This window comes from Flavobacterium sp. (assembly GCF_031422135.1).
Taxonomy (GTDB): Bacteria; Bacteroidota; Bacteroidia; order Flavobacteriales; family Flavobacteriaceae; genus Flavobacterium.
Map to the genome: position 1 here is coordinate 15,398 of NZ_JANOQD010000086.1, position 25,424 is coordinate 40,821.

Annotated in this window: 23 protein-coding genes, 1 tRNA gene and 2 pseudogenes; 16 read left to right on the forward strand and 10 right to left on the reverse strand. The window is 31.5% G+C overall.

All coding sequences use genetic code 11. From position 1 onward, the window contains the following. Entirely contained in the window at positions 1-1,770 is a 1,770-nt protein-coding gene (locus RMO70_RS11000; protein WP_310556484.1) for an ATP-binding protein, read from the forward strand. Here RMO70_RS11000 and RMO70_RS11005 read toward each other — a convergent pair whose 3' ends face one another. Further along, positions 1,771-2,265: a metallophosphoesterase family protein gene (locus RMO70_RS11005; protein ID WP_310556485.1), complete on the reverse strand. Its 495-nt coding sequence runs from the start codon at positions 2,263-2,265 to the stop codon at positions 1,771-1,773. A 67-nt stretch (positions 2,266-2,332) separates the two neighbouring features. On the opposite strand from RMO70_RS11005, the gene RMO70_RS11010 reads away from it, so the two are divergent. Then, a complete protein-coding gene (locus RMO70_RS11010; RefSeq protein ID WP_310556486.1) occupies positions 2,333-3,460 on the forward strand; it encodes a cysteine desulfurase family protein in 1,128 nt (375 codons plus the stop codon). 166 nt (positions 3,461-3,626) lie between these two features. On the opposite strand, the gene RMO70_RS11015 is transcribed toward RMO70_RS11010, so the two are convergent. Beyond that, on the reverse strand, positions 3,627-4,142 hold the full coding sequence (locus tag RMO70_RS11015; protein ID WP_310556487.1) for a DUF6155 family protein: 516 nt from the start codon (positions 4,140-4,142) through the stop codon (positions 3,627-3,629). A 107-nt stretch (positions 4,143-4,249) separates the two neighbouring features. Here RMO70_RS11015 and RMO70_RS11020 point away from each other — a divergent pair, with 107 nt between their 5' ends. Continuing rightward, positions 4,250-4,528, forward strand: a complete 279-nt coding sequence (locus RMO70_RS11020) for a DUF3817 domain-containing protein (protein WP_310556488.1) — start codon at positions 4,250-4,252, stop codon at positions 4,526-4,528. Then, complete coding sequence (locus tag RMO70_RS11025; protein WP_310556489.1) at positions 4,521-5,783, forward strand: mechanosensitive ion channel domain-containing protein; 1,263 nt, start codon at positions 4,521-4,523, stop codon at positions 5,781-5,783. Before RMO70_RS11020 ends, RMO70_RS11025 begins: the two co-directional genes overlap by 8 nt. 65 nt (positions 5,784-5,848) lie before the next feature. Here RMO70_RS11025 and RMO70_RS11030 read toward each other — a convergent pair whose 3' ends face one another. Both RMO70_RS11030 and RMO70_RS11035 read right to left on the reverse strand, forming a co-directional pair. Continuing rightward, on the reverse strand, positions 5,849-6,754 hold the full coding sequence (locus RMO70_RS11030; protein ID WP_310556490.1) for a ribonuclease Z: 906 nt from the start codon (positions 6,752-6,754) through the stop codon (positions 5,849-5,851). Next, a pseudogene (locus tag RMO70_RS11035) lies at positions 6,755-7,927 on the reverse strand (proline dehydrogenase family protein). Positions 7,928-8,078: 151 nt separating this feature from the next. Between RMO70_RS11035 and aroB the strand changes: the two are divergent. The 5 genes from aroB to RMO70_RS11060 all read left to right on the forward strand — a co-directional run bounded on the left by aroB (position 8,079) and on the right by RMO70_RS11060 (position 12,384). Continuing rightward, a complete protein-coding gene (aroB, locus tag RMO70_RS11040; RefSeq protein WP_310556605.1) occupies positions 8,079-9,146 on the forward strand; it encodes a 3-dehydroquinate synthase in 1,068 nt (355 codons plus the stop codon). Positions 9,147-9,202: 56 nt separating this feature from the next. Then, positions 9,203-9,367, forward strand: coding sequence for a hypothetical protein (locus tag RMO70_RS11045; RefSeq protein ID WP_310556491.1), 165 nt, complete (start codon positions 9,203-9,205; stop codon positions 9,365-9,367). Positions 9,368-9,421: 54 nt separating this feature from the next. Beyond that, a complete protein-coding gene (locus tag RMO70_RS11050) occupies positions 9,422-10,819 on the forward strand; it encodes an arginine decarboxylase (RefSeq protein ID WP_310556492.1) in 1,398 nt (465 codons plus the stop codon). A 164-nt stretch (positions 10,820-10,983) separates the two neighbouring features. Continuing rightward, entirely contained in the window at positions 10,984-11,955 is a 972-nt protein-coding gene (locus RMO70_RS11055; protein ID WP_310556493.1) for a deoxyhypusine synthase family protein, read from the forward strand. Between the two features lie 3 nt (positions 11,956-11,958). Next, entirely contained in the window at positions 11,959-12,384 is a 426-nt protein-coding gene (locus RMO70_RS11060; RefSeq protein ID WP_310556494.1) for a DNA primase, read from the forward strand. A gap of 46 nt (positions 12,385-12,430) precedes the next feature. Here the strand turns inward: RMO70_RS11060 and RMO70_RS11065 are convergent, their stop codons facing one another. Then, a complete protein-coding gene (locus tag RMO70_RS11065) occupies positions 12,431-12,727 on the reverse strand; it encodes a CCC motif membrane protein (protein ID WP_310556495.1) in 297 nt (98 codons plus the stop codon). A 2-nt stretch (positions 12,728-12,729) separates the two neighbouring features. Further along, positions 12,730-14,130, reverse strand: coding sequence for a phosphoglucosamine mutase (gene glmM, locus RMO70_RS11070; protein ID WP_310556496.1), 1,401 nt, complete (start codon positions 14,128-14,130; stop codon positions 12,730-12,732). Positions 14,131-14,324: 194 nt separating this feature from the next. On the opposite strand from glmM, the gene RMO70_RS11075 reads away from it, so the two are divergent. The 5 genes from RMO70_RS11075 to RMO70_RS11095 all read left to right on the forward strand — a co-directional run bounded on the left by RMO70_RS11075 (position 14,325) and on the right by RMO70_RS11095 (position 18,761). Further along, positions 14,325-14,879: an outer membrane beta-barrel protein gene (locus tag RMO70_RS11075; RefSeq protein ID WP_310556497.1), complete on the forward strand. Its 555-nt coding sequence runs from the start codon at positions 14,325-14,327 to the stop codon at positions 14,877-14,879. A 56-nt stretch (positions 14,880-14,935) separates the two neighbouring features. Next, positions 14,936-15,079 carry an SsrA-binding protein gene (locus RMO70_RS11080; RefSeq protein WP_310556498.1) on the forward strand — a complete coding sequence of 48 codons (144 nt, stop codon included), beginning with the start codon at positions 14,936-14,938 and terminating at the stop codon, positions 15,077-15,079. Positions 15,080-15,146: 67 nt separating this feature from the next. Beyond that, a tRNA-Arg gene (locus RMO70_RS11085) sits at positions 15,147-15,220 on the forward strand. A gap of 62 nt (positions 15,221-15,282) precedes the next feature. Continuing rightward, positions 15,283-15,855: a pentapeptide repeat-containing protein gene (locus RMO70_RS11090; protein ID WP_310556606.1), complete on the forward strand. Its 573-nt coding sequence runs from the start codon at positions 15,283-15,285 to the stop codon at positions 15,853-15,855. Between the two features lie 407 nt (positions 15,856-16,262). Beyond that, complete coding sequence (locus RMO70_RS11095; RefSeq protein WP_310556499.1) at positions 16,263-18,761, forward strand: starch-binding protein; 2,499 nt, start codon at positions 16,263-16,265, stop codon at positions 18,759-18,761. A gap of 145 nt (positions 18,762-18,906) precedes the next feature. On the opposite strand, the gene RMO70_RS11100 is transcribed toward RMO70_RS11095, so the two are convergent. Beyond that, complete coding sequence (locus RMO70_RS11100) at positions 18,907-19,422, reverse strand: hypothetical protein (protein ID WP_310556500.1); 516 nt, start codon at positions 19,420-19,422, stop codon at positions 18,907-18,909. A gap of 146 nt (positions 19,423-19,568) precedes the next feature. Next, positions 19,569-19,733 (reverse strand): annotated as a pseudogene (locus tag RMO70_RS11105) (hypothetical protein); the annotation flags it as partial. Between the two features lie 153 nt (positions 19,734-19,886). Between RMO70_RS11105 and RMO70_RS11110 the strand changes: the two are divergent. Further along, on the forward strand, positions 19,887-20,354 hold the full coding sequence (locus tag RMO70_RS11110) for a CHRD domain-containing protein (RefSeq protein ID WP_310556501.1): 468 nt from the start codon (positions 19,887-19,889) through the stop codon (positions 20,352-20,354). A gap of 280 nt (positions 20,355-20,634) precedes the next feature. Here RMO70_RS11110 and RMO70_RS11115 read toward each other — a convergent pair whose 3' ends face one another. Continuing rightward, the gene (locus RMO70_RS11115; protein WP_310556502.1) at positions 20,635-23,265 is read right to left on the reverse strand and encodes a valine--tRNA ligase; all 2,631 of its coding nucleotides are present in this window, start codon (positions 23,263-23,265) and stop codon (positions 20,635-20,637) included. Between the two features lie 334 nt (positions 23,266-23,599). On the opposite strand from RMO70_RS11115, the gene RMO70_RS11120 reads away from it, so the two are divergent. Continuing rightward, positions 23,600-24,031 (forward strand): DUF1573 domain-containing protein, encoded by a 432-nt coding sequence (locus RMO70_RS11120; RefSeq protein ID WP_310556503.1) that lies wholly within the window; start codon positions 23,600-23,602, stop codon positions 24,029-24,031. A gap of 32 nt (positions 24,032-24,063) precedes the next feature. Here RMO70_RS11120 and RMO70_RS11125 read toward each other — a convergent pair whose 3' ends face one another. Beyond that, entirely contained in the window at positions 24,064-25,383 is a 1,320-nt protein-coding gene (locus tag RMO70_RS11125) for a PDZ domain-containing protein (RefSeq protein WP_310556504.1), read from the reverse strand. Positions 25,384-25,424: the final 41 nt, after the last annotated feature.

The following is a 25,424-nucleotide window of genomic DNA, read 5'->3' on the forward strand; positions in this document are numbered from 1 at the left end:
ATGAAAATCAATAATATACATACTACTTTTTTAATCATTATAACAATAATGTATCATTCGTTGTGTTTTGGATTCCAAAAACCAAAAGCAGGAACAGATTCAATTGCCTATTACTTAGAAAAAAACAATTCCATAAAAGCAATAAACTTCTCCAGAAAAAAAACGGATTTATTTCTTGAAAACAAAAAATATGACGACTATTGTAAAGGCACACTTGAGAAATCTGAATTATACGAGCAATTTAATGACAAAGAAAACGCACTTAAAGTACTATTTGATGCTTTAAAAATTGCTGATAGATATAAGTTAAATGAAAATGAAATCTTAATTTATAGAAAAATAAGTGATTTGAATTGCCAAATGTTACAATATACAAAAGCAAAAAAATACTTATCAAAAGCAGAAAAAAAGGCATTGATTTTAAATAATAAAGAGCTTCTTGGAAAAGTATACCGAACGTATTTCAAGATTTATTCTCAAATTAAATCTGACAGCACAAAGTACTATTTAGATAAAATTATTTTTTATACAAAAAACACTACTAACAAAGAAGATATTTATAAAAATTATTCCAATTTGTCACAGTATTATATTGAAAATAACCAAAATGTATTAGCAAAAAAATACTTGGATAGTGCAGCTCAATTAGCTCAAAAAATAGGTGATAAAAAATTCATTTCACGTTCAGAAGGAAATTTAGCTTATTACTATTTGTTAGTCGAAAAAGATACAGACAAAGCAATAGCTGTTTTTAATAAAATAATAACGCTTTTTAAAGACGGGAGTGATGCCAGTATATTAGGAAATGCATATATTAATATCGCAAGTGCGTATAGTGAAAAAGGCGATTATAAGAATGCATATCAATCGATCGAAAATTATGTAGCCCTTCAGGATGATATTGTGAGTGGCGAATTAAAAAAATCAACTCAAGAAATTGAAACAAAATATGCTATTAACAAAATAGAAAATGAGTTTCAAGAAAAACAAGCTCAATTGGATAATAAACAAGATCGAAACCAAAAAATACTTTTAATATTTGCATCCCTATTTATTTTTGCAGGTTTCATATTCTATTTTTATTACCAAACTCTTTTGTTAAAACAAAAAAACAAACTAAAAGATATTGATAATAAACTACAAGATAAAATAATCAGTGCCACACTCGACGGACAAGATTTTGAAAGAAACAAAATTTCTGATATTTTACATGATAATGTTAGTGCTTTATTGTCTTCTGTAGGATTGCATTTGTCTGCTTTTGAGAGTGGATTGAATAAAGAAAAAATTGAAGAATTAAAAAAACCAAAAAGTTTGCTCAAAGCTGCACATGATAAAGTTCGGGATTTATCTCACGAACTAGTACCACCACTTTTAGTGAAATTTGGACTAAACCTAGCGCTAAAAGATCTTTGCGAAAAAAACTCCAACTCACTGCTTGCCTTTGATTATCAGCCGAAATTGATAAAAAATACACGTTTTAATAATGACTTAGAATTAAAAATATATTTTATAATATCCGAACTATTAAATAATGTGATAAAGCACAGCAATGCTACAAAGTGCATCTTAAATATCGAAAAAAAAGAAAATCAATTGCTGATAACTATTACTGATAACGGAAAAGGTTTTGATGTTACTTCGATAAGTAACAGCAACGGTTTCGGAATTACTCAAATACGTGCACGACTAAAGAGTATGTATGGTAGTATTAAAATCTATTCTAGATCAAATAATGGAACCTCTATATTTATCAAAATAAACCTTTAATTATTTGCTTCCCAGTTCTATTATTTCGAGATCTTGAATTTTATCTCCATCAATTTTGAATCGTAACATCGTTCGTATTGTATGAAAACCACTTTTGCCGCAAGCACCAGGATTCATATGTAATAAATTTAGTTTTTTATCGTATTGAACTTTCAAAATATGTGAATGACCACAAATAAATAATTTTGGAGGATTTTTGTATAATTCCTCTCTAATGTTTGCATTGTATTTATCCGGATAACCTCCAATATGCGTAATCCAAACATCAACACCTTCACACATAAACCTGTTATTTAAAGGAAACTCACCCCTAGCCTTATCATCATCAATGTTTCCATAAACGGCACGAAGTGTCTTGAGCTTTTTTAAAACATCCGTAACTTCAAGATTGCCAATATCTCCCGCGTGCCAAACCTCATCAGCTTGATTTACATACTTTAATATGGCGTCATCAATATGACTGTGAGTGTCTGAAAGTAACAGTATTTTTTTCAAGCAATAGGTATTTTTGATACTACAAATTTATGCTAAAAAATATTTAAAATTGTATATTTGCACTCGTATGAAAAAAGTATATTTAGACAACGCATCAACTACAGCGATTCATCCAGATGTAGTTTCAGAAATGACTCGCGTTTTGACAGAAGAGTATGGTAATCCATCATCAACACATTACTTGGGCAGAAGTTCTAGAAATTTGATTGAGCTTTCCAGAAAAAGTATTGCAAAAAACTTGCATTGTGCAGCACAAGAAATCATTTTTACTTCTTGTGGCACAGAAGCGAATAATTTTATCATTCAATCCAGTATAAAAGATTTAGGCGTTGAACGAATAATTACTAGCAAAATTGAGCATCACGCTGTTCTGCATACCATTGAAATATTAAAAAAACAATACAGCATTGAAGTCGATTATGTAACTATTTTGCCTTCTGGAGAAATTGATGTTGTTCATCTTACGGATTTATTGTCAACAAAAGCAAAAACACTCGTTAGTTTAATGCATGTAAACAACGAAATTGGTACTATTTTAAATCTCGAACGAGTAAGCAAAATTTGCAAGCAACATCAGGCTTATTTTCATACCGATACCGTTCAATCCATTGGAAAAACTAGTGTAAATCTAGAACAAATACCTATTGATTTTCTGGTGGCTAGCGCTCATAAATTTCACGGTCCAAAAGGAATAGGTTTCGCATTTATACGAAAAGGAATTGTTTTAAATCCTATATTATTAGGTGGTGAACAAGAAAAAGGACTTCGTGCAGGAACAGAATGTGTTCACAATATAGTAGGAATGGCTAAAGCACTTGAACTAGCATACGAATCACTTATTGAGGAACAAAAACAAATTACGTTCCTTAAAGAATATGCCATTTCACAATTGGAACAACATATTCCAGGCATAAAATTTAATGGAAATCCAAATCAAACTTTTTATAATTTATTAAATTTCATTTTGCCTTTTTCAGATGACAAAACGGCAATGATTTTATTTAATTTAGATATGAAAGGCATTGCTGTTTCGCGTGGAAGTGCCTGCCAATCTGGAAGTACTAAACCCTCTCATGTATTGGCAGAAATTTTATCAGAAGAAGATTTAAGAAAACCAAGTTTACGCATTTCCTTTAGTCATTATAACACTACTGATGATATTGATTATTTTATAGAAAATTTAAAATTGGTATAAATTATTTTATCACAGTACCACGGTAAAGACTAGGTTTGATATATACACTATTTTTAAGTCCAATAAATTTAAAATTGCACTTATTTGTAGTACGTTCTATACAGTTATAAAAATAAAGTAACTCCAATTATTGCGTAAGTATTTTCAGTGAATTCAAAAAATATGGTTAATACTGAAAACGCTCCACAATCGCACTAAATTCATAAGTATTGACCCAGTTTTGGGTTAGGGTTTCGTTTTTGATAGCTACTATTCTACTTTCAAAATCGCTTAAAATTCCGTTTTCAATCAAGTAACTAATGGCTTGATTGAAGGAGGTTAACATACTTTTATAAAACAATTCAGCATTGATTTGTTTTTCGGCAGAAAGGGTTTGAGCAATTTCAATAGTAAACAACATCACATCGGCAACAATATAGGAATCAACTCCCAACTGGATGAAATGTTTGATGAATTTTTGAGCCACAGAGCGACGCATTTTAGCTTTTCTGCCTCGAATTGGGAAATATTCATTGGAAATTTTTAGTTTAGCGTCTTTGACTAAATTGTTTTCGTTTGGATTGAAAACAAAATTATAATAGGTTTTTACTGGAATAAATTTATCATACAACGCAATTATTTGCTCTTGAAGTTGCTCATTATTTAATTCTGCAATGTATTTTTTTAAATCTCGTTTACTCATTATTATTACAATCTTTTTACAAATGTAAAATTACTTTGGTTAGGTATAGATAAATTATCGAGTATAATTCTTAATTTTGTACTTTATAAAAAAAATAACGTTAACTAATGCTCAAATTTTTTAAATACCTTGCTATAACCGAAGGAATATCGGCTATTTTATTATTCTTTTTTGCAATGCCAATGAAGTATATTTTTGATAATCCTATTTTTGTAAAACATATAGGAATGGCACACGGAGTTCTATTTACTGCCTATATTGTGGTAGCTACAATATTAAAGTTCAGTCAAAAATGGAATTTTTTAAAATATTTAGAGATTTGTGTCGCATCAATTCCGCCATTTGGAACATTTTATATCGAAAAAAAATACTTAAAAAATGCTTAAACTCACAGAGAATATTTTTGGTTGGTGCGATAAATTTTTAATCAAAATTGGCTTTAACGAAACCATTGCGGCTTACCTAGGATTACTTATAAATATTGTCATTTTATATGTGATTTGTTATGTAATTTATATCGTTTTTCGATTTGGGTTAGTTACTATAATGGCTATTGTTGCTAAAAAGACCAAAACTAAATTTGACGATTTACTAGTTTCTAATGAAACGGCAAAATACATTTCGCTTTTGATTCCCTTGGTTTATGTATACAAATCGGTTCCAATAATTTTGAAAGAATTCAATTCTTGGGAAGCTGTTTTTGGTCGATTAGTAGGTGTTTATATTGTTTTACTTTTGTTATGGATTGTTCGCACCGTTTTTAATGCCTTGCGAGATCATTTAAAAACGATTCCAGCATATAGCGATAAACCTATTGATAGTTACATACAGGTAATTATGATTATTCTTTGGATACTTGGAATTACGGTAATTGTATCCAAATTATTTGATTTGAATTCGGATAAAATCTTGTCTATTCTTGGAGCAATCTCGGCATTAATCATCTTGATTTTTAGAGATACTATTCTTGGATTTGTAGCTAGTGTTCAAGTAACAATTAACGATATGGTTCGTATTGGTGATTGGATCACAATGGACAAGTTTGGAGCAGATGGTGATGTAATTGAAATAAATCTTGCTACAGTGAAAGTTCGAAATTTCGACAACACCACCACCACAATTCCTACGTATAGCTTAATTTCGGATAGTTTTAGAAACTGGCGTGGAATGATTGATGCAGATGGAAGAAGAATAAAACGTCATGTTTTGATTAAATCTACAAGCATTCGTTTTATAAGAGAAGAAGAATTGGAAGATTTCAAACAAATTCAGTTGATTAAAACCTATATTGAGAAAAAGCAACTTGATATTTCAAAATACAATCAAACCAATAATATAGATAAGTCACTTTCTGTAAATGGTCGAAACTTAACTAATTTTGGTTTGTTTAGAAAATATTTGACCAATTATTTAGAAAATTATCCTGGACTAAACAAAGATATGATTATCTTATGCAGACACTTGCAACCAACATCGCAAGGAATTCCATTAGAAATTTATGTTTTTACTAAAGACAAGCGATTTGTAAATTACGAATACATTATGAGTGATATTTTTGATCATATCCTAGCTTCAGTTGTGTACTTTGATTTAGAAATTTTTGAAATGCCATCTGGGAAAAATAGTTTGACAGAAGCGTAAGTTTTAGCGTTACGATTATTAATCTAAAATGAAAAATGACCAACTATTTTTCAGCACTTAAATAATCATAATTCAAATACTTTTCCATCATCAGCAAGTACTGTGTTTTCGAAAATAGTTTTTGCTTCTTGCTGAAATAGATCTATGGAAGCATATCGTGTGGAGTAATGTCCTAAAATTAATGTTTTACAGTTGGCTTGAAGTGCAATTCGAGCTGCTTCTTTTGCTGTGGAATGCATTGTTTTTTTGGCTAGTTCCACTTCAGATTCTAAAAAAGTAGTTTCGTGATACAATACATCAACTTGATTAATTACTGGAAGCATCGCTTCGTTGTATATTGTGTCGGAGCAAAACGCATAACTTTTAGGGTTTTCTGGATCAAAAGTCAACGTTTTATTTTCAATTAATCTTCCATCGTCGAGCAATATATCTCTGCCGTTCTTGATGTTTTGAAAATAGCATTTGTCAATTTCATAACTTTGAACAGCCTCTATATTTAGTTTGCGTTCCTTAATTTTTTCTTCAAATAGAAATCCATTGGTATATACTCTGTGTTTGAGCGGAATGGTCTTAACTATTACTTTATCGTCTTCAAAAATAGTTTCAGATTCAGTGGACGTTAATTCTACAAAATTCAAGTTGTATTGTGGCCAAGAATTGGACAATTTAAGTTGTAGTTTGATAATTTCTTGAATCCCTTTTGGACCATAAACGGTTAAATCATTGTTTCGATTCAATAAATTAAAAGTCGAAATCAATCCTATTAATCCATAAAAATGGTCTCCATGCAAATGAGATATAAAAATATGATTTATGGCAGAAAACTTAATTTTATTTTTACGCAATTGCACTTGAGTTCCCTCACCACAATCTATAAGAAAAAATCTATTTCTAATTTCTAATACTTGCGCTGTAGGGTTTGTAAATGTTCTTGGCGTTGCGGCATAACAACCTAAAATGGTTAAATTCATTTAATTTTTTCCTTTTCTACGATTGCGTTCTGTTTTTATGAGTAGTAATTCTCGACTCGTTTGTCCTGCTACTGAAGTATTTTCTTCGGCACGACGTATCAAGTAGGGCATCACATCTTTTACGGGGCCAAAAGGCAAATATTTTGCAACATTATAACTTTCGTTTGCAAGATTATAACTGATATTGTCACTCATACCGTAAAGTTGCCCAAACCAAATGCGTGAATCGTTTTTTGATATTCCTTTTTCTTGCATTTTTTCCATTAAAGTATACGAACTCAATTCGTTGTGAGTACCTGCAAAAATTGCCATTACATCTATATTATTTAGCATATAATCCACAGCTGCATCAAAATTAGCATCTGTTGCTTCTTTGGATTCGCAAATGGGTGATTGGTATCCTTTTTCCTCAGCTCGTTTATTTTCTTTTTCCATATAAGCACCACGCACGAGTTTCATACCAATATAAAATCCTTCGCTTTTGGCTTTTTGATGCAATCCTTTGAGATAATCCAATCGATCCCAACGATACATTTGCAGTGTGTTGTAAACTATTGGTTTTTGCTTGTTGTATTTTTGCATCATTCTTTCGACCAGTTCATCAGCAGCATCTTGCATCCAACTTTCTTCTCCATCAATAAGTAATGCGATATCATTATCAAAAGCTTTTTGACAAACTTTTTCAAAACGAGCTTCTACTCTACTCCATTCTTCTTTTTCATAAACTGTTAGTATTTGACCTTCTCCTAATTTTTCATACAATTCAAATCGTCCAAAACCTGTTGGCTTAAAAACAGCAAACGGAATGGCTTTTTTTTATTTGGCAAAATCAATAATTTTCAATGTCATTTGCATCGCATCATCAAAATGAGCTTCGTCTTCTTTACCTTCAACAGAATAATCTAGAACAGAAGAAACACCTTTGGTATACATTTTATCTACCACTGGAATACAATCGTCCTCAGAAATTCCACCACAAAAATGGTCAAAAACTGTAGCTCGTATTAATCCTTCGACTGGTAAGTTGGCATTCAAAGCAAAATTTGTTACCGCCGTTCCTATTCGAACAAGTGGTTGAACAGCTATCATTTTAAACAGAAAATAGGCTCTATCCAATTCCGTATCACTTTTTAGAGAAAAAGCATTTTGGGTATTATTAAAAATTTTATTCATATTAATATACTATTGTGCAAATATATTTATTATTTGGCTATTTTTGGGCTATTCTAATTTAAAGAAAAAAGATTTTTTATGAATCGCTCTCAATAAATCAAATCAGTAAAGTTTTAATACAATTCTGTAAATAAAAATAATGACTCAAACTATAAACACCATACAAGCCAAAGACTATTCCATTGCTTTTACTGAGGAAGGATATAAATTACTCAATCAAAACATCAAAGAAAATGAGTATTCAAAAATTTTTATAATTGTTGATGAAAATTCAAACGAATTATGTTTACCTAATGTTTTACCCCAAATAGAAACCACTGCTGAAATAGAAATTATAGAACTTGAATCTGGCGAAGAAAACAAAACCATCGAAACGTGTGTTCAAATCTGGAATGTGCTAATTGAATTAGGTGCTGACAGAAAAAGTCTTGTTATTAACCTAGGTGGTGGAGTAATTACAGATATGGGCGGATTTATTGCTGCCACTTTCAAACGAGGAATTCCATTTATAAACATCCCTACCACACTGCTTTCCATGGTTGATGCGGCAGTAGGCGGCAAAAACGGTGTAGATTTAGGCGGACTAAAAAACCAAATTGGAACCATAACAAATCCTGAACTTATCGTCATAGACTCTAGATTTCTGGAAACACTTCCTCAAAATCAGCTTCGATCTGGACTTGCCGAAATGCTAAAACATGGATTGATTGCTGAGAAATCGCATTGGGAAAAATTTAAAAACTATGCAGAAATTAGTTTTGAAAACTTTGATATACTGATTGCCGAATCCATCGAAATCAAAAATAAAATTGTAACCGAAGACCCAACCGAAAACGGAATCAGAAAAGCACTCAACTTTGGACATACTATAGGTCACGCCATAGAAACTTATTTTCTCGAAAATGAAACTAAAAAAACATTACTTCACGGTGAAGCCATTGCAGCAGGAATTATAATGGAAAGTTATATATCACTGGACAAAAAACTCATAACACTCGAAGAATTTTCAGAAATAAAAACAACCCTAAATTCCATTTTTGAAACCATCGAAATAAACGAAAACGAACATCAAAACATCATAAAATTGCTCATTCACGACAAAAAAAATGAGTACGGAAAAGTACAATTTGCACTTTTAAACGGAATTGGAAATTGCAAAATAAATCAAACAACTGATAACGAAACAATTATCAAGTCATTCTTAGATTATAAAAATTAATGTTTTTTTAATGAAATGTTTTTCATTCCCATTACTTTTTTTTTAAATTTGTTGCTATGGATAAACGCAGGCATACTAAAACCAATTCATCATTGCAAAAACGATTTTATGCAATTTTAAACGCAGTACTAAAATTTAAAGAAAGTTTTATGCACTATTCACTATCCAAAACATTTAAAAACAAAGAATTAGAAATTGTTTTTGCAAACATTAGAGTTTGAACAATAAGTATTATTTTTTTTAATACTTTTAATTTTTAAATCACTGATAAATAAATGAATACAAAATATTCCGACTTAATAAATCAAACATACTACTTCCCTCAAGAAGAATTTACTCTTGCAAAAGACAATTTGGAGTTTCACAAAATCGATTTAATGAAATTAGTCGAACAATACGGAACACCATTAAAATTTACCTATTTACCTCAAATTTCAAAAAGCATTCAACGTGCCAAAGGCTGGTTTAGAAATGCAATGGAAAAAAACAAGTATGATGGAAAATACTTTTATTGCTATTGTACTAAAAGTTCCCATTTTGAATACATTATGAATGAAGCCTTCAAAAACGACATACATATAGAAACATCATCAGCTTTTGACATTGACATTGTCGAAAACCTTATGAAAACTGGTAAAATAAACAAAAATACATTTGTAATTTGTAATGGTTTCAAACGGGATCAATACATTACAAACATTGCCAGACTAATCAACAATGGTCATAAAAGAACCATACCAATAATCGATAATTACGAAGAATTAGATCTACTTCAAGCAGAGATAAAAGGAAAGTTTCAAATAGGAATCCGAATCGCAGCAGAAGAAGAACCAAAATTTGAATTTTATACTTCCCGTTTAGGAATTGGTTACCGGAATATTGTTCCATTTTATAAAAAACAAATCCACGAAAATAAAAATTTGGAACTCAAAATGTTGCACTTTTTTATCAACACAGGCATAATGGATACAGCCTATTATTGGAACGAATTGGTTAAATGTATCAAAGTATATGTAGCACTTAAAAAAGAATGTCCATCGCTAGATAGTTTGAATGTTGGAGGTGGATTTCCAATTAAAAATTCATTGGCTTTTGAATATGATTATCAATATATGATTGACGAAATCATAAATCAAATTAAAATAGCATGCGACGAAGCTGAAGTTGATGTTCCAAATATTTATACGGAGTTTGGATCATACACCGTAGGAGAAAGTGGCGGAGCAATATACCAAGTTTTGTATCAAAAACAACAAAACGATCGTGAAAAATGGAATATGATTGACTCCTCATTCATCACCACATTACCAGACACTTGGGCTATAAACAAACGTTTTGTAATGCTAGCCGTAAATCGTTGGAACGAAACCTACGAGCGTGTTTTACTAGGTGGATTAACTTGCGATAGTGACGATTATTACAACTCTGAACAGAATATGAACGCCATATATTTGCCAAAATACAACAAAGAAAAACCTTTATACATAGGATTTTTCAATACAGGTGCCTATCAAGAAACTATTGGGGGTTATGGCGGATTACATCACTGTCTAATTCCACAACCCAAGCATATATTGATAGATCGAGACGAAAATGGAATCATCGCAACAGAAGTTTTTTCTGAACAACAAAAGGCGGAAGATGTTCTTAAAATATTAGGCTATAAAAAATAATAAAAAATTATCCTGAGCTTGTCGAAGGATTAGGAGCTATTTCCTGCTGTACACTATATCTTTTCCTGGCTAAAGAAGCCAGAAAAAGGATATCGTTCCCATCAGGGCTAAAAAAGAAAGTAACGTTCTATTAAACAAATAATTGAACAAACAAATAAACAAAAATGAAAGGACCAATAAGTCAATTTATCGAAAAACACTACCTGCACTTCAATGCAGCAGCGTTAGTTGATGCTGCAAAAGGTTATGAAGAACATTTACTTGATAACGGTAAAATGATGATAACTCTTGCAGGAGCAATGTCTACCGCTGAATTAGGCAAATCACTTGCCGAAATGATACGTCAAGACAAAGTGCACATCATCTCATGCACAGGAGCAAATCTAGAAGAAGACATAATGAATCTTGTAGCACACAACTCCTATAAAAGAATACCAAATTATAGAGATTTAAGTCCACAAGAGGAACGTGATTTATTAGACAGTCATTTTAATCGAGTAACAGATACTTGTATTCCTGAAGAAGAAGCATTCCGTCGATTACAAAAACACTTATTCGACATTTGGAACAAAGCAGAACAATCAGGTGAAAGATATTTCCCTCACGAGTTTATGTACCAAATGATTAATTCTGGAGTTCTAAAACAGTATTACGAAATAGACCCAAAAGATTCTTGGATGGTTGCCGCCGCCGAAAAAAACCTTCCTATAGTAGTTCCAGGTTGGGAAGACAGTACGATGGGAAATATATTTTCGTCCTATTGCATCAAAGGAGAATTTAAAGCTACCACAATGAAAAGCGGTATTGAATACATGATGTGGTTGGCCAAATGGTATCCTGAAAATTGTGCAGGAAAAGGAATTGGATTTTTCCAAGTTGGAGGTGGAATTGCAGGTGATTTCCCAATATGTGTAGTGCCTATGTTGTACCAAGATATGGAAATGCACGACATTCCATTTTGGAGTTATTTCTGTCAAATTTCAGATTCTACAACCAGTTACGGGTCCTATTCTGGAGCGGTACCAAACGAAAAAATCACTTGGGGGAAATTAGACATTGATACCCCAAAATTTATTGTAGAATCAGATGCTACAATAGTAGTTCCCCTTATATTTGCTTACATTTTAGATTTATAACATATGAAAAGAATTATCGTTGATTATTCAAAACTTACTGGAGAAATTTTAAACCTACTTGTTGAAAAATTTCCTGACGGATATGACGATTCCGATATTGTTCGTTTCAGAAATGCTAAAAACGAAACCATTGAAGCTGTCGAAGTTCGGACTGTAGATACTATTTTTTTGGTAAAAATAAGTATGAAGCTATCAGACAGAATCATAAATTATGATGAAGATGATGAATTAGCTGATGAAATAGAAGATGATTCCATTGATGACCTCAAAGCACTTGATGATATTGACGATAGTGGTGATAGTGACGATGAGGACGACGAAAAATCAGAAAAAAAAGACACTGATGACGATGATTCTGACGACGACAATGAAGATGATGAAGATGATGATTCAGAAGATAGTGACTCCGACGAAGATGATGAAGACTAAAAAAAGGACGCAAAATAATTTTGCGTCCTTTTTTTATATAATTTATTTAATTTCTAGAAAACAATGAAATAACAAATATAAAGATTATAAATAATGTAAATAATGTACTGATGCATAATCCAATAATAGCACAAACTCTACCTGCATTTATATTTTGCAAACTCGTTTCTGTAAATTTTTGAGGATTAAAATTATACAATCTTAAATCTTTGTTTGCCAAAACTAGTGTCAGAATTCCAAAAATTAAACCTAAAAATCCGTAGCAAAAACTCAATAGTATTGACATTATTCCAAATGCCAATACAATAGTTGCGTTTGGCAAATCGTTTTTATGTTCTCTCATAATTATAATCCTGCAACTGCTTTTATCTCATTTATAATTCTCGATGCTAACACATCTGCTTGATCCTGTGTTCCTGCTTCTGAATAAATACGGATAATTGGCTCTGTATTCGATTTACGCAAATGCACCCAATTTTCAGCAAAATCTATTTTTACACCATCAATTGTGGATAGTGAGCTTGTCGAACTATCGGTTGCATATTTTTGAGTCATTGCTACAAGAATTGCATCAACATCAATTTGTGGTGTCAATTCAATTTTGTTTTTACTCATATAATATTGAGGGTAACTTGCACGTAATTCAGCAACAGTTTTTTCTTGGTTAGCTAGATACGTTAAAAACAATGCAACGCCAACCAAACTATCACGACCGTAATGCAATTCAGGATATATAATTCCACCATTACCTTCTCCACCAATAATGGCATTTGTAGCTTTCATTAACTCGACCACATTCACTTCTCCAACTGCACTGGCTTGATAACTACCATTGTGTTTATTCGTAATATCTCGCAAAGCACGAGACGATGACATATTAGAAACTGTATTTCCAGGTGTTTTGCTTAACACATAATCAGCGCAAGCCACTAAAGTATATTCTTCTCCAAACATTTCACCATCATTTGATATAAATGCCAAACGATCTACATCTGGATCCACAACAATACCAAAATCCGCTTTTTCTTCTAAAACCAACTTGCAAATATCGCCTAAATGCTCCTTTAACGGTTCTGGATTGTGAGGAAAATGACCGTTTGGAGTACAGTATAATTTCACTACTTCCACTCCCATTTGCTCTAATAAATTTGGAATAATAATACCACCTGAAGAGTTGACTCCATCCACAACAACTTTGAATTTTCTTTTGGCAACTGCTTCTGCATCAACAAGTGGCAAATTAAGAACTTCATCTATGTGAATGTCCATATACGAATCGTTAATGGTAATTTCTCCTAAAGAGTCTACATCTGAAAAATCAAAAGCTTCAGCATCAGCAATGATAAGAATCTTTTCACCATCGGAACCACTTAGAAATTCTCCTTTTTCGTTCAATAACTTTAAGGCATTCCATTGCTTGGGATTATGAGAAGCCGTTAGAATAATTCCACCATCTGCTTTTTCCATTGGCACCGCAATTTCGACAGTTGGGGTTGTGGATAAACCTAAATCAATCACATCAATTCCTAATCCAACAAGAGTGTTAAGTACTAAATTATGAATCATCGGACCTGAAATTCTAGCATCACGACCAATTACTACTTTCAATCTCTCTTTTGAGGAATTTTTTTTCAAAAATGTTCCATAAGCCGAAGCAAATTTCACAGCATCGACTGGAGTTAGGTTATCTCCTACTTTCCCTCCTATTGTTCCACGAATTCCAGATATTGATTTTATTAAAGTCATTGTGTTTAGTATTAGTTTTATTTACAAATATAATAGTTGAAAATCATATATCAGAAAACTTGGATTGTTATTTTGATAAAATTATGATAAAATAAATGATTGTGTTAAGCAATTCACAACGTAAGTTAATCATTGTTAATTTAAATTTTATTAAGACAAGAATACTATTAATTTGCAATGAACATTAAAACAAAATGAAAAAATTATTAATTACAACAGTTACACTTATCGGAATTCAATTTGCAAACGCTCAAGAGGAAAACACTCCAGAGAAAAATAATTTTAAACGGTTTTACATCAATGCAGGAAGTAACATAATAAATTCTGATTCCGATTTCAATTTAAATAATGGATATTTAGGTTTAGAATACAAATTTAAAGATGAATCTTCGATTGGATTAAATTTAAAATATTCAAATTTAACAGATGAAAATGAACCTACAAGAACGATTGGAAATCCTAAATTATTTGGATTTCAATTTCAATTCAATCACGATTGGAGTGAAAAACTAGGCTTGGACACTACAAAATTTGATATGTATACTGGGCTTGGTTTAGGTTTAAATTTTTATGATTCAAAACAAATAGTATATAATGGTTACTTATATGGAGGCTCTGAAACAAAACTTAGCCTTGGAGGGCAATTAGGAATGCGATATTTTATAACAAAACGTATTGGAATTAATACAGAATTAGGGCTGCAAAACGATCAAATTAGCTTAAAAACAGGATTAACATTTAGATTGTAAAAAATACTTCAAAAAGGCTGTACAATTGTTCAGCCTTTTCTATTTTTGCAAAAAAAATGTATAAAGTTCTAGCTAAAATAAACAAACTCCTGCTCCCTAGTTTTTCAAAACAAAGACTAGATTTAGCAAAAGCCAAGAAATGGCAAATGGCAATTATTGGGTATCGTACTTTTGTGACTAAAAAAGCATTGGGAAATTAATTTAAATAATTTTTAAAAACTTATTTGCAGATATAACATTTATGATTATATTTGCACTCAAAAAAAAGGCCACGTGGCGCAACTGAATAGCGCACTTGATTACGGCTCAAGAGGTTGCTGGTTTGAATCCAGCCGCGGTCACAAAAGTTCACCCAAAAGGTGGACTTTTTTGTTTAAATTTACTTTCAGAAAATATAGAAACGATGGCTGCAGACTACATTTACGACAAGGAATACAACCAAATCATATACTCACAATATGAAATCACACACAAGGAATATGAAAATTGTGTTTTTAATCATTGTGATTTTACTGTATGTAATTTTATGGGAGTTAATTTTGTAGACTGTACTTTTAATTTTTGTAATTTCAAGGAAGCTAAAATTGGACATGTTGGATTAAGAAATGTGCTATTTAATGATTGTGATTTTACGGCTGTAAATTTTGCAATGACAGATCAAATCATCTATGAATTCAATTTCAAAAATTGCAAATTAGATTATGTACAGTTTTATGACTTGAAACTAAAAGGAATGACTTTTACCAATTGTAGTATGGTAAGCGTCGATTTTATGCAGTCTGATTTGACCGAAGCTCTGTTTGACAATTGCAACTTGCATTTAGCTGTTTTCTCTGATGCTATTGCTAACAAAGCAGATTTTTATTCTAGTTATTTTTTTTCCATAGATCCTGAAAAAACAAAATTAAAAAAAGCCATTTTTTCTCAAGAAGGATTAAAAGGATTGTTAGATAAATATGAAATTATAATAAAGTAAAACCTCTTTTTACAATTATACAATCTATTCCAATATTTTCTAAAAAAAGACTGTATTACAGAAATATTTACCCTTCAATTTAGATTTTTAAATCATCCCAAAAAGCACGTATACTATCATTATTATTATTTAAATGGTACGCAATTTGACTAGACATATAGTCCATAATTGCTATATAATTACTATAAAACCTCAAATACTGAATAAATCATTTTTTTGGTATTTATAATTTACAATAATTTTAACCCCTTACAATTACATTATTTATAAAAAAATAACAAAATAGCATAAAAATCATAAACTTTTCAACACGAAAACGTTGTAGTGATCTTGTGCAAAAAATATATCACTAATAATTCCGTAACATTGTTTTAACAAATTAAAAAACAACCAAAAAACCAAAAAAGATGAGAAAAATTCTTCTTACAGCATTGTTATGCTGTACGTTTTTACCTATCCTTTCAAAAACAAATGAAAGTGATAAAATTAAAACAAAAAAATCACTTGCTAATTTCACAGTTTACTTCAAAAAACCTACTTCGTGGGCTGCCGCAAAAGTGTATTTTTGGAATGCAACTCCCACAGGAAGTCTGGCAAATGCTACTTGGCCAGGTGTAAATATGACATTAGTATGCGGAGACTGGTATAAATATGATTTTAGTGGCATCAATTCAGTAAATGTTATTTTTAATAGTGGTACTGGTCAACAAAGCCCAGATTTACTTGCTGTAAGTACATCAAAATATTATGACAATGGTTGGCTTACTACCGTACCAACTATTTGTCCAGTTACAACAACAAATGTAATTGATGTTTATTTTGAAAATACTGGAAATTGGGCGCAACCAAAAGTATATTGCTGGTCACCAACACCTTCAAGTTATACAGGCTGTTCCGCTTATCCAGGAACTAATATGACAAAAGTTGCTAGTTGTGGTAACTGGTGGAAATATACTTTTTCAGGAATTACTGCCACTAATTTAATCATTAGTGATGGTGGAACCACTAATAAAACGGTAGATTTGAATAGAAATGGAGTTGGAATGTATAGTTACTCTTGGACTACAAAAGTATGGACTACTGGAGCTCCAAATTGCACTCCAGTAAACCAAAAACCAGTTGTAAATATTAATACTACTAATCAAACTTTTCAAACAAGTCTTTCAATTAGTCTAAATGCAACTGATGACATTACAGCATCACCTAGCATTCGCTACACATTAGACGGAACAAATCCTACGACCTCATCAACACTTTATTCTGGCCCATTTAACATTACATCCACTACAACAATTAAGGCTATTGCTATTGATGGTAGCGGACTATTGTCTGATATAAAAACTGGTATTTTTACAAAAGGTGCTGTAGCTGGAACAAATACTGATGTTATGATTCAAGGTTTTTACTGGGAATCTTATAAATATCAAACTGAAAAATGGTACGTTACGCTAAAAAACAAAGCTGCTGAATTAGGAAGTGCAGGTATTGATGTAATATGGATGCCACCACCAAGTCAATGTAGTGATCAAAGAGGGTATTTGCCTACATCCTATTTCAATTTGAATGCAAGTACGTATGGAAGTTATACTCAACTTACAGAAGCAACAGCAGCACTAAAAAGTTCTGGTTTAAAAACACTAGCAGATATTGTTATCAATCATCGTAATGGAACTACTGCTTTTGCAGACTTTACTAATCCAAATTGGGATTGCAGTGCATTATTACAAGATGATGAAGTTAGTGGCGTGGGTGGTCAAATACAACCTTGCAGCGGAAGAAGTGATAATGAAGGTGGTGACAGACTGGTAAATCAATTTTTTAAATACGATTCTGCTAGAGACATTAACCATTATAATGTGACAGTTCAAAACGATATCAAGCAATACCAAACTTTGTTAAAACAAGCTGGTTTTGATGGTTGGAGATATGATTTGTCTCACGGTTATCCAGGTTGGGCAAACAAATTATATAATGATGCTAGTAATCCGTATATGTCAGTAGGTGAAGTATGGTGGGATTTTGGTGGAAATAATTTATTTGGGATAAGCCAATTTCTAGACAAATGGGTAAATTCAACATCAGGTTCTTCTTATGCATTTGATTTTGCTTCTAAAATTGCTCTTGCCGAAGTTTTCAGAAATGGTGGGGCTAATTATAGTTTACTGAAAACATCTGCTGGAAAACCAATGGGATTTATTGGTATTAATCCAAGTAAGTCAGTAACATTTGTTGAAAATCACGATACATGGCGTTCCGAAATAAATGAATACAATTATTTTGCAATAGGTGATGGTTCAAAACACATTCAGTCTTATGCCTATATATTGACACATCCTGGCGTACCTTGTATTTTCTGGGATCATTTCTTCAAATTTGGAACAGGCACACAAACCGAAATTAAAAAACTAATTCAAATTAGAAAACAACAAGGATTACACAGTACAAGCACTGTTAATATTGTAAAAGCGGAAACAGGTTTGTATGCAGCAATTATAGACAATAAAGTAGCAATGAAAATGGGGGCTAACGACTGGAACCCTGGAACAGGATGGACTTTGTCTACTTCAGGGAATCAATATGCAGTTTGGATAAAAACAAGCGCAGCAAGAGAAGCAAATAGTATGAAAGAAAATGTTTCATTTGAACCTAAAGATGTTATAATTATTTCTCCAAATCCAGTCAAAAATAATTTGGTAAAAATGCAAATTGAATCTTACAACGATGCTATTGCAACAATTAAAATTGTAAATCTAAAAGGAAATGAAGTTTACAATAATGAGAAACAAATAATTAACAAAGGGATTAATACAGTTGAAATAGCAATTCCAACATTGATCTCAGGAAATTATATTGCAGTAATTACGTTAAATAACATACAAAGAACCGTGCGATTTATTGTGGAGTAGTACAGTTTCTATAATGAAATGGTTTCTATAAAAAGTAAGGTACTTGATATAGAAACCATTTTCTATTTACATTAATTCACTAAACTGAAAACCAGTTCAGCTAAAAAAAGTCCTAATTAAAGGACTTATATATTGTATTCAAAAATTATTTTTTCTTTGATTTGGCTTTCTTTTTAGATTTAGCTTTTTTCTTATCCGCTTTTTTAGCTTTCCCTTTTGCTTTTTGCTTTTTAAGCTTTTCTTTCGATTTTTTCTTTGATTTTTTTAAAGCTTTAGCTTTTTTCTTTTTCAATTCTTTTTTCTTGATATCCATTTTGGTCTTTTTTAATTTTTCGATAGCTTTTTTAGGAAGTCTTATTTCTTTAGAAACAGAAACCTGTTTAACTTCTTCAACAACTTTAACTTCTTGAGCAACTGGCAAAACCGCATCCACTTTTACAGCTCTTCTTCGAGTTGTTGTAACTGGTTTAACAACGGCAATAGCTTTTACGGCTACTCTCGGAGTTACTACTCTTGGTTTTCTAAGTGTTGTTTTTCTAACTGTTGTTTTTGGAGTTGTATTAGAAACTATTTTTGCAGGAACTGCCTTAGTTTCTTTTAAAAGATTTTCTGGATTTGAATTTTCAATTGATTCTTGTGAGTTAATTTCTGGTTTTTCCATATTGAAAAATGTCTATATTAATTTATTGTAAATTTTATGTTACAAAAATATTAAATAAATCAATACGCCAATGTTAAGTTTTTCATTTGAAGCAAAACTTAACATTGGAAACAAAAAACACTAAACTTTAATTTTGGGATTTTCATTTATTTCAATCCAACAAAACTTTGCTCGATTGTAGCAATTTTTGCTAAAGCATCGAATTCTTTTTTGCGTTCGTTTTCTATAATTTCTGGTTTAGCGTTTGCTAAAAATTTTTCATTGGACAATTTTACCTGAACAGATTTTAAGAAGCCTTGATTGTAATTTATTAGCCAGCTCTTTGATTATAACACCAGTGATAATTAAATAACTCCTTTTATTGTTAATTAAATATTAAATTTTTTATTTTAATCAAAAAACAATGCAACTTTAATGTTGATTTTCAGTGGTTTATACATTTTTTTAATTTAAAAATTTATACTATGAAAAACATATTTAAATTTCTAGCAATTTTAGTTGTTTTTTGGGGGTTCGTTTCTTGTAGTAAAGATGATCCAGCTCCACTGTACGCACCAAACCCAAATGTAACATTTTTAGCAACTTTAAATAGTGCAAATGAAGTTCCTACAAATACTTCTACAGCAACAGGAAGCGCTACGCTAGTATACAATACTATTACAAAAATATTTACTATTAATGTAACACACAATGTAACATCTCCTACAAATGGTCATATACATAAAGCAGCAGTTGGTGTAAATGGCAGTCCAGTTTTTCCTTTTACTGCTTATACTTCTCCAATGAGTTTAACTAGCGCTCCCTTAGATGCTACTCAGGAAGCAGATTTATATGCAAATCTTTATTATGTAAATATTCACAGTACAACTTTTGGAGGAGGGGAAATAAGAGGACAGTTAATTAAACAAACCGGAACAGGAGGAGGTTATTAATAATTTAAAAATCAAATAATTATACGAGTAACTAAAAATTCCAAACGAGAGAGAACTTGGAATTTTTAGTTACTGGATATAATTAATTCAAGTTGATAGTTAATTAAGTTAAAATAAATTTAAATCAATTATAGAAGTAGAATCTTTTTGACACAGATTTTAGAAATTTCTAAAATCTGTGTTCCATAAAATGGATATTATAAATCTAACTTGCACTACTATCATCAAGTTGTTGATTATGATTTCTATAAAAAAAATCACTAGCAACTTGAATTAATTATCACAAACTCGCTAAACTTTGCTCAATGGTGGCAATTTTTGCCAAAGCATCGGCTTCTTTTTTGCGTTCGTTTTCTATAATTTCTGGTTTAGCGTTTGCTACAAATTTTTCGTTGGACAATTTTACCTGAACAGATTTTAAAAAACCTTGGTTGTAATTTAACTCTTCAGTTAGTTTTTTAATTTCGGCTTCAACGTCAATATTTCCAGTTATTGGAATAAAATATTCGTTCGATTTTACTCTGTACGATAATGCACCGTCTACTTTCTCTGAAACATAGTCTAATGAAGATAGGTTCCCTAATTTAGTTACCACCGAATCAAAATAGGTTGAAGCTTTATCGTTATTTACAATTTTTAATTCGATAGAATCTTTAAACGGAATATTCTTGTCTTTTCTGATGGTTCTTATTCCTGAAATCACTTCAGTTGCGTAGTCAAAGTCAGAAATTAAACTTTCGTTAAAGGATTTTATTTCTGGCCAAGTGGAAACAATTAATGCTTCATCAACTTTTCTTTCGTGAATAGTTTGCCAAATTTCTTCTGTTAAGAATGGCATAAACGGATGCAGTAACTTCAAATTATTTTCTAACATTTCAATCGCTTTTGCAAATGTTACGCTGTCAATAGGTTGCTGGTACGCTGGTTTTATCATTTCGAGAAACCACGAACAGAAATCGTCCCAAACCAATTTGTAAATGGCCATCAATGCATCGGAAATACGATATTTTTCGAAATCGTCTTCAATAGCTGCCAATGTTTGTTGCAATTTGGCTTCATACCATTCGATAGCTACTTTACTTGATTCTGGTTGTGGAATAGTTTCTGAAACTTCCCAACCTTTAATCAATTTAAATGCATTCCAAATTTTGTTGATAAATCCTTTTCCTTGATTGCATAATTCTTCATCAAAAATAATATCATTTCCAGCTGAAGAACTTAAAAGCATTCCAACTCGAACACCATCAGCACCAAATTTTTCAATTAATTCTAACGGCTCTGGAGAATTTCCAAGAGATTTACTCATTTTTCTGCCCAGTTTATCACGAACAATTCCAGTTAAATAAACATTATTGAATGGTTTCTTATCTGAAAATTCATATCCTGCGATAATCATTCTGGCTACCCAGAAAAACAAAATTTCTGGAGCCGTAACCAAATCGTTAGTTGGATAATAATATTTGAAATCTTCGTTTTCTGGATCCATTATTCCTCCAAAAACCGACATTGGCCACAACCAAGAGGAGAACCAAGTGTCTAATGCATCGGCATCTTGTTTTAAGTCTGAAGTTTGAAGTTGGGAGTTAGAAGTTTTTATTTTGGCTAATTCCAAAGCTTCTTCGATAGATTCAGCTACTACAAAATCTTCTTTTCCGTCTCCATAGAAATAGGCAGGAATTTGTTGTCCCCACCACAATTGACGAGAAATATTCCAATCGCGAATGTTTTCTAACCAATGGCGATAGGTATTATTAAAACGAGATGGGTATAGTTTTACTTCCTCAGTTTCTAAAACGGCTTTGATGGCTGGTTTTACTAAATCTTCCATTCTCAAAAACCATTGATCTGATAATCGTGGTTCGATTACAGCCTTGGTTCTTTCGGAGGTTCCTACATTATTAATATGATTTTCTGTTTTAGAAATTGCACCTAAAGTTTCGAGTTCTGTAGAAATTTCTTCCCGAACAACAAAACGATCTTTTCCTTGATAATGCAATCCAAAACTATTCAGAGTCGCATCGTCATTGAAAATATCAATTATTTCCAAGTGGTGATTCTCTCCTAGCGTTTTGTCATTCATATCGTGAGCTGGTGTCACTTTTAAGCAACCTGTTCCGAATTCTAAATCAACATATTCATCTTCAATAATAGGTATAATTCTTCCTGATATTGGAATAATGGCACTTTTGCCTTTCAGATGTGTGTGTCGTTCATCGTTTGGATTGATACAAATGGCAGTATCGCCAAAAATGGTTTCTGGACGTGTTGTGGCAACTGTCAAAAAGTCTTGAGTACCCTCAATTTGATATTTGATATAATAGAGTTTTCCTTGGCGTTCTTCAAAAATTACTTCTTCGTCAGAAAGCGTTGTTTTTGCTTCTGGATCCCAATTGACCATTCGGTAACCACGATATATTTGACCTTTGTTGTATAAATCAACAAATGATTTGATTACTGAAGCTGACATATCTGGATCCATAGTAAACTTGGTTCTGTCCCAATCGCAGGAGCAACCCAATTGTTTGAGTTGTTCTAGTATCGTTCCACCATATTTATGAGTCCAATCCCAAGCGTGTTTTAAGAATTCTTCGCGAGTTAAATCGTTTTTGTTGATGCCTTCTGATTTTAGTTTGGCAACTACTTTAGCTTCGGTGGCAATCGATGCATGATCGGTTCCTGGAACCCAACAAGCATTGAACCCTTTGAGTCGTGCGCGACGAATAAGTACATCTTGCAATGTATTATTCAACATGTGTCCCATATGCAAAACGCCAGTTACGTTTGGTGGTGGAATGACTATGGTATATGGTGTACGATGATCTGGTGTAGAATGGAAATACTTGTTTTTCATCCAATAGTCATACCATTTTTGCTCGGTTTCTTTGGCGTTGAATTGTGCTGGGATTGTCATATTTGTTGATTCGTTTATTTGTTTAATCGTTTAAAAACGACTCATTTAATCTTTAGCCCTGATTGCAGCAAGTATCCTTTTTTGCGTCAGTTCGAGTTCGCTTGAAAAGCGAGTATCGAGAACTCGCAAAAAAGATACTGCGAAAAGCAGGAACAATGTTACTAAAAAACTATGGAACATTGTGCTCCAAATTTGGACAAGTTCAGTGTAAAAATTGTTTGGTATGCTTTTTGTAATTGTATGCAAAAGTAAGTAAAGTGTTTTAATATAAAAAGAGAGTTAAAATATTTGTACTTTAAAAAAACTAATCTATTTTTACATAAAATTAATTGAAATGAAAAACTTTTTAAATTTATTAGCAATTGTTGTTTTTGGTGTTTCGGCTCAAGCACAAAGTGGTGCTAAAATTGAGTTTAAAGACAAAGATAATACTATTGATTATGGTACTGTAACTAAGAGTGATAGTGGTGTGAGAACATTTGTATTTACCAATACTGGAGATGCACCTTTGATTATTACCAATGTTCAATCTACTTGTGGTTGTACTGTTCCTACAAAACCTACTGAACCAATTATGCCTGGCAAAACAGGTAAAATTGATGTGAAATATAATATGTCACCTGGTCCTATTCGAAAAACAATTACAGTAGAATCTAACGCTGTGAACTATGAAGGCGGCAAAGTTCCTATAAAAATAAAAGGAACTGTTGTTGTACCTGAAGAATTTAATGTCTTGGAAAAGAAAAAATCAATGATGAACAACTAATATTTAAAGTCTCAGAAATGGGGCTTTTTTTTTTATAGTATTTTTTGAAGCTGAAATTTAAACGTTAAGGTTTTTTTGTTTCGCTCTACTTCTAAAGTGATTGTTCGACCATCATCCGATTGCATAATTTGATTTATTTCTTGTAGTGTATATTTGAATGACTGTTTATTGTTAATTTTTATGATTTTATCTCCTTTTATAATCCCCACTTTTTCGGCAGGTGATTCAGGTCTGACATTGGTAATTTCATAAATAGGTTTGAGTTCAAAATTATATTTTATTGTTTTTTCAGGATTCTCAAAAATAGAAGTTTCTTCTTTTACAAATTTAGTTTTTAATTCCTGTACTTCCTGTATCCACTTCAAACCATTATGTTGTATTTCTAGTCCAGACATATTGTAATTGAAAGGATCCTCAAAATAACCATTCTTTTTAACATACATTTTGCTATTCGGATAATCAAATAGTATTGTAAATCGTTTTAATATTGCAGAACCTACGGAGCCATTACGACTTTCAACCATATTAATGTTTTTCAATGAAATGGTATCTGGAAAAGAGACTGTAGGGAAGTTAATTTCTTGATTCCCCATTTCAAATTTATCAATTCTGGAACGCTTTCCAAAAATATCACCACTTAAACCTCTTCCTAAAAAATCTTTAAAAAAGACGGCTGGAGATTTTATATTTTCTTCATTTTCAAACAACCATAAGGCATCGCTTCCACCGGTATCTATGAGGATTTTGGTTTTTATTTTTTTTTTATTGATTGTCGAATACGATAAAATATATGGTTTTTCTAATTCTAAACTAATGGGTATCTCATCGTATCTTTTTAATTTTTTTAAACAAAAATCAATGCTTCTTTTATAAATACTAAGCTTCTTTTTTTGATAATTAACTTCTATAAAATAGTTTTTTAGAAAATTATGACCAATTATTCCGTGCACAGGAATACCAAGTTGGGAGGAAAAATTTACCTCTTGATCCAAAATTATATAAACTCCATGGTTGGTATCAATTAAATCCAAAATTGTAACCGTATTTTGTTTTGAGTGAAATGCATCAATGGATTTGCCTTCACCTAAACCTCTTATTTTTATTTTTTCAACATTTTTAAACTGAACCGAATCTGATTCTTCCAGACTAAATAATACTGTTTTTTCGACACCTGTATCCAACAAAAAATTTAGTTTGACACCATTAATTTCAATAGGCATCACAATTAAATTATTGATTAATTGGAATGGAACAGTGATCTTCTTTTTATTAGAATTGAATTGAAATCCTTCTTGAGAGAATAGAATTATTGGATTAAGTATGAAAAAAATAAGGAAGTAAAGTTTATGCATTGATTAATTTGTTTTCATAAATATACTATTTTTTAGAATAA

What these genes read in the sequence shown, in the direction of transcription:
- RMO70_RS11055 (WP_310556493.1), top strand. Translation starts at nt 10,984, where the DNA reads ATGAAAGGACCAATAAGTCAATTTATCGAAAAACACTACCTGCACTTC.
- RMO70_RS11030 (WP_310556490.1), bottom strand. Translation starts at nt 6,754, where the DNA reads ATGAATTTAACCATTTTAGGTTGTTATGCCGCAACGCCAAGAACATTT.
- RMO70_RS11065 (WP_310556495.1), bottom strand. Translation starts at nt 12,727, where the DNA reads ATGAGAGAACATAAAAACGATTTGCCAAACGCAACTATTGTATTGGCA.
- RMO70_RS11060 (WP_310556494.1), top strand. Translation starts at nt 11,959, where the DNA reads ATGAAAAGAATTATCGTTGATTATTCAAAACTTACTGGAGAAATTTTA.
- RMO70_RS11125 (WP_310556504.1), bottom strand. Translation starts at nt 25,383, where the DNA reads ATGCATAAACTTTACTTCCTTATTTTTTTCATACTTAATCCAATAATT.
- RMO70_RS11015 (WP_310556487.1), bottom strand. Translation starts at nt 4,142, where the DNA reads ATGAGTAAACGAGATTTAAAAAAATACATTGCAGAATTAAATAATGAG.
- RMO70_RS11100 (WP_310556500.1), bottom strand. Translation starts at nt 19,422, where the DNA reads ATGGAAAAACCAGAAATTAACTCACAAGAATCAATTGAAAATTCAAAT.
- RMO70_RS11080 (WP_310556498.1), top strand. Translation starts at nt 14,936, where the DNA reads ATGTATAAAGTTCTAGCTAAAATAAACAAACTCCTGCTCCCTAGTTTT.
- glmM (WP_310556496.1), bottom strand. Translation starts at nt 14,130, where the DNA reads ATGACTTTAATAAAATCAATATCTGGAATTCGTGGAACAATAGGAGGG.
- RMO70_RS11000 (WP_310556484.1), top strand. Translation starts at nt 1, where the DNA reads ATGAAAATCAATAATATACATACTACTTTTTTAATCATTATAACAATA.
- RMO70_RS11020 (WP_310556488.1), top strand. Translation starts at nt 4,250, where the DNA reads ATGCTCAAATTTTTTAAATACCTTGCTATAACCGAAGGAATATCGGCT.
- RMO70_RS11095 (WP_310556499.1), top strand. Translation starts at nt 16,263, where the DNA reads ATGAGAAAAATTCTTCTTACAGCATTGTTATGCTGTACGTTTTTACCT.
- RMO70_RS11075 (WP_310556497.1), top strand. Translation starts at nt 14,325, where the DNA reads ATGAAAAAATTATTAATTACAACAGTTACACTTATCGGAATTCAATTT.
- RMO70_RS11120 (WP_310556503.1), top strand. Translation starts at nt 23,600, where the DNA reads ATGAAAAACTTTTTAAATTTATTAGCAATTGTTGTTTTTGGTGTTTCG.
- RMO70_RS11090 (WP_310556606.1), top strand. Translation starts at nt 15,283, where the DNA reads ATGGCTGCAGACTACATTTACGACAAGGAATACAACCAAATCATATAC.
- RMO70_RS11115 (WP_310556502.1), bottom strand. Translation starts at nt 23,265, where the DNA reads ATGACAATCCCAGCACAATTCAACGCCAAAGAAACCGAGCAAAAATGG.
- RMO70_RS11110 (WP_310556501.1), top strand. Translation starts at nt 19,887, where the DNA reads ATGAAAAACATATTTAAATTTCTAGCAATTTTAGTTGTTTTTTGGGGG.
- RMO70_RS11010 (WP_310556486.1), top strand. Translation starts at nt 2,333, where the DNA reads ATGAAAAAAGTATATTTAGACAACGCATCAACTACAGCGATTCATCCA.
- RMO70_RS11045 (WP_310556491.1), top strand. Translation starts at nt 9,203, where the DNA reads ATGGATAAACGCAGGCATACTAAAACCAATTCATCATTGCAAAAACGA.
- RMO70_RS11050 (WP_310556492.1), top strand. Translation starts at nt 9,422, where the DNA reads ATGAATACAAAATATTCCGACTTAATAAATCAAACATACTACTTCCCT.
- RMO70_RS11025 (WP_310556489.1), top strand. Translation starts at nt 4,521, where the DNA reads ATGCTTAAACTCACAGAGAATATTTTTGGTTGGTGCGATAAATTTTTA.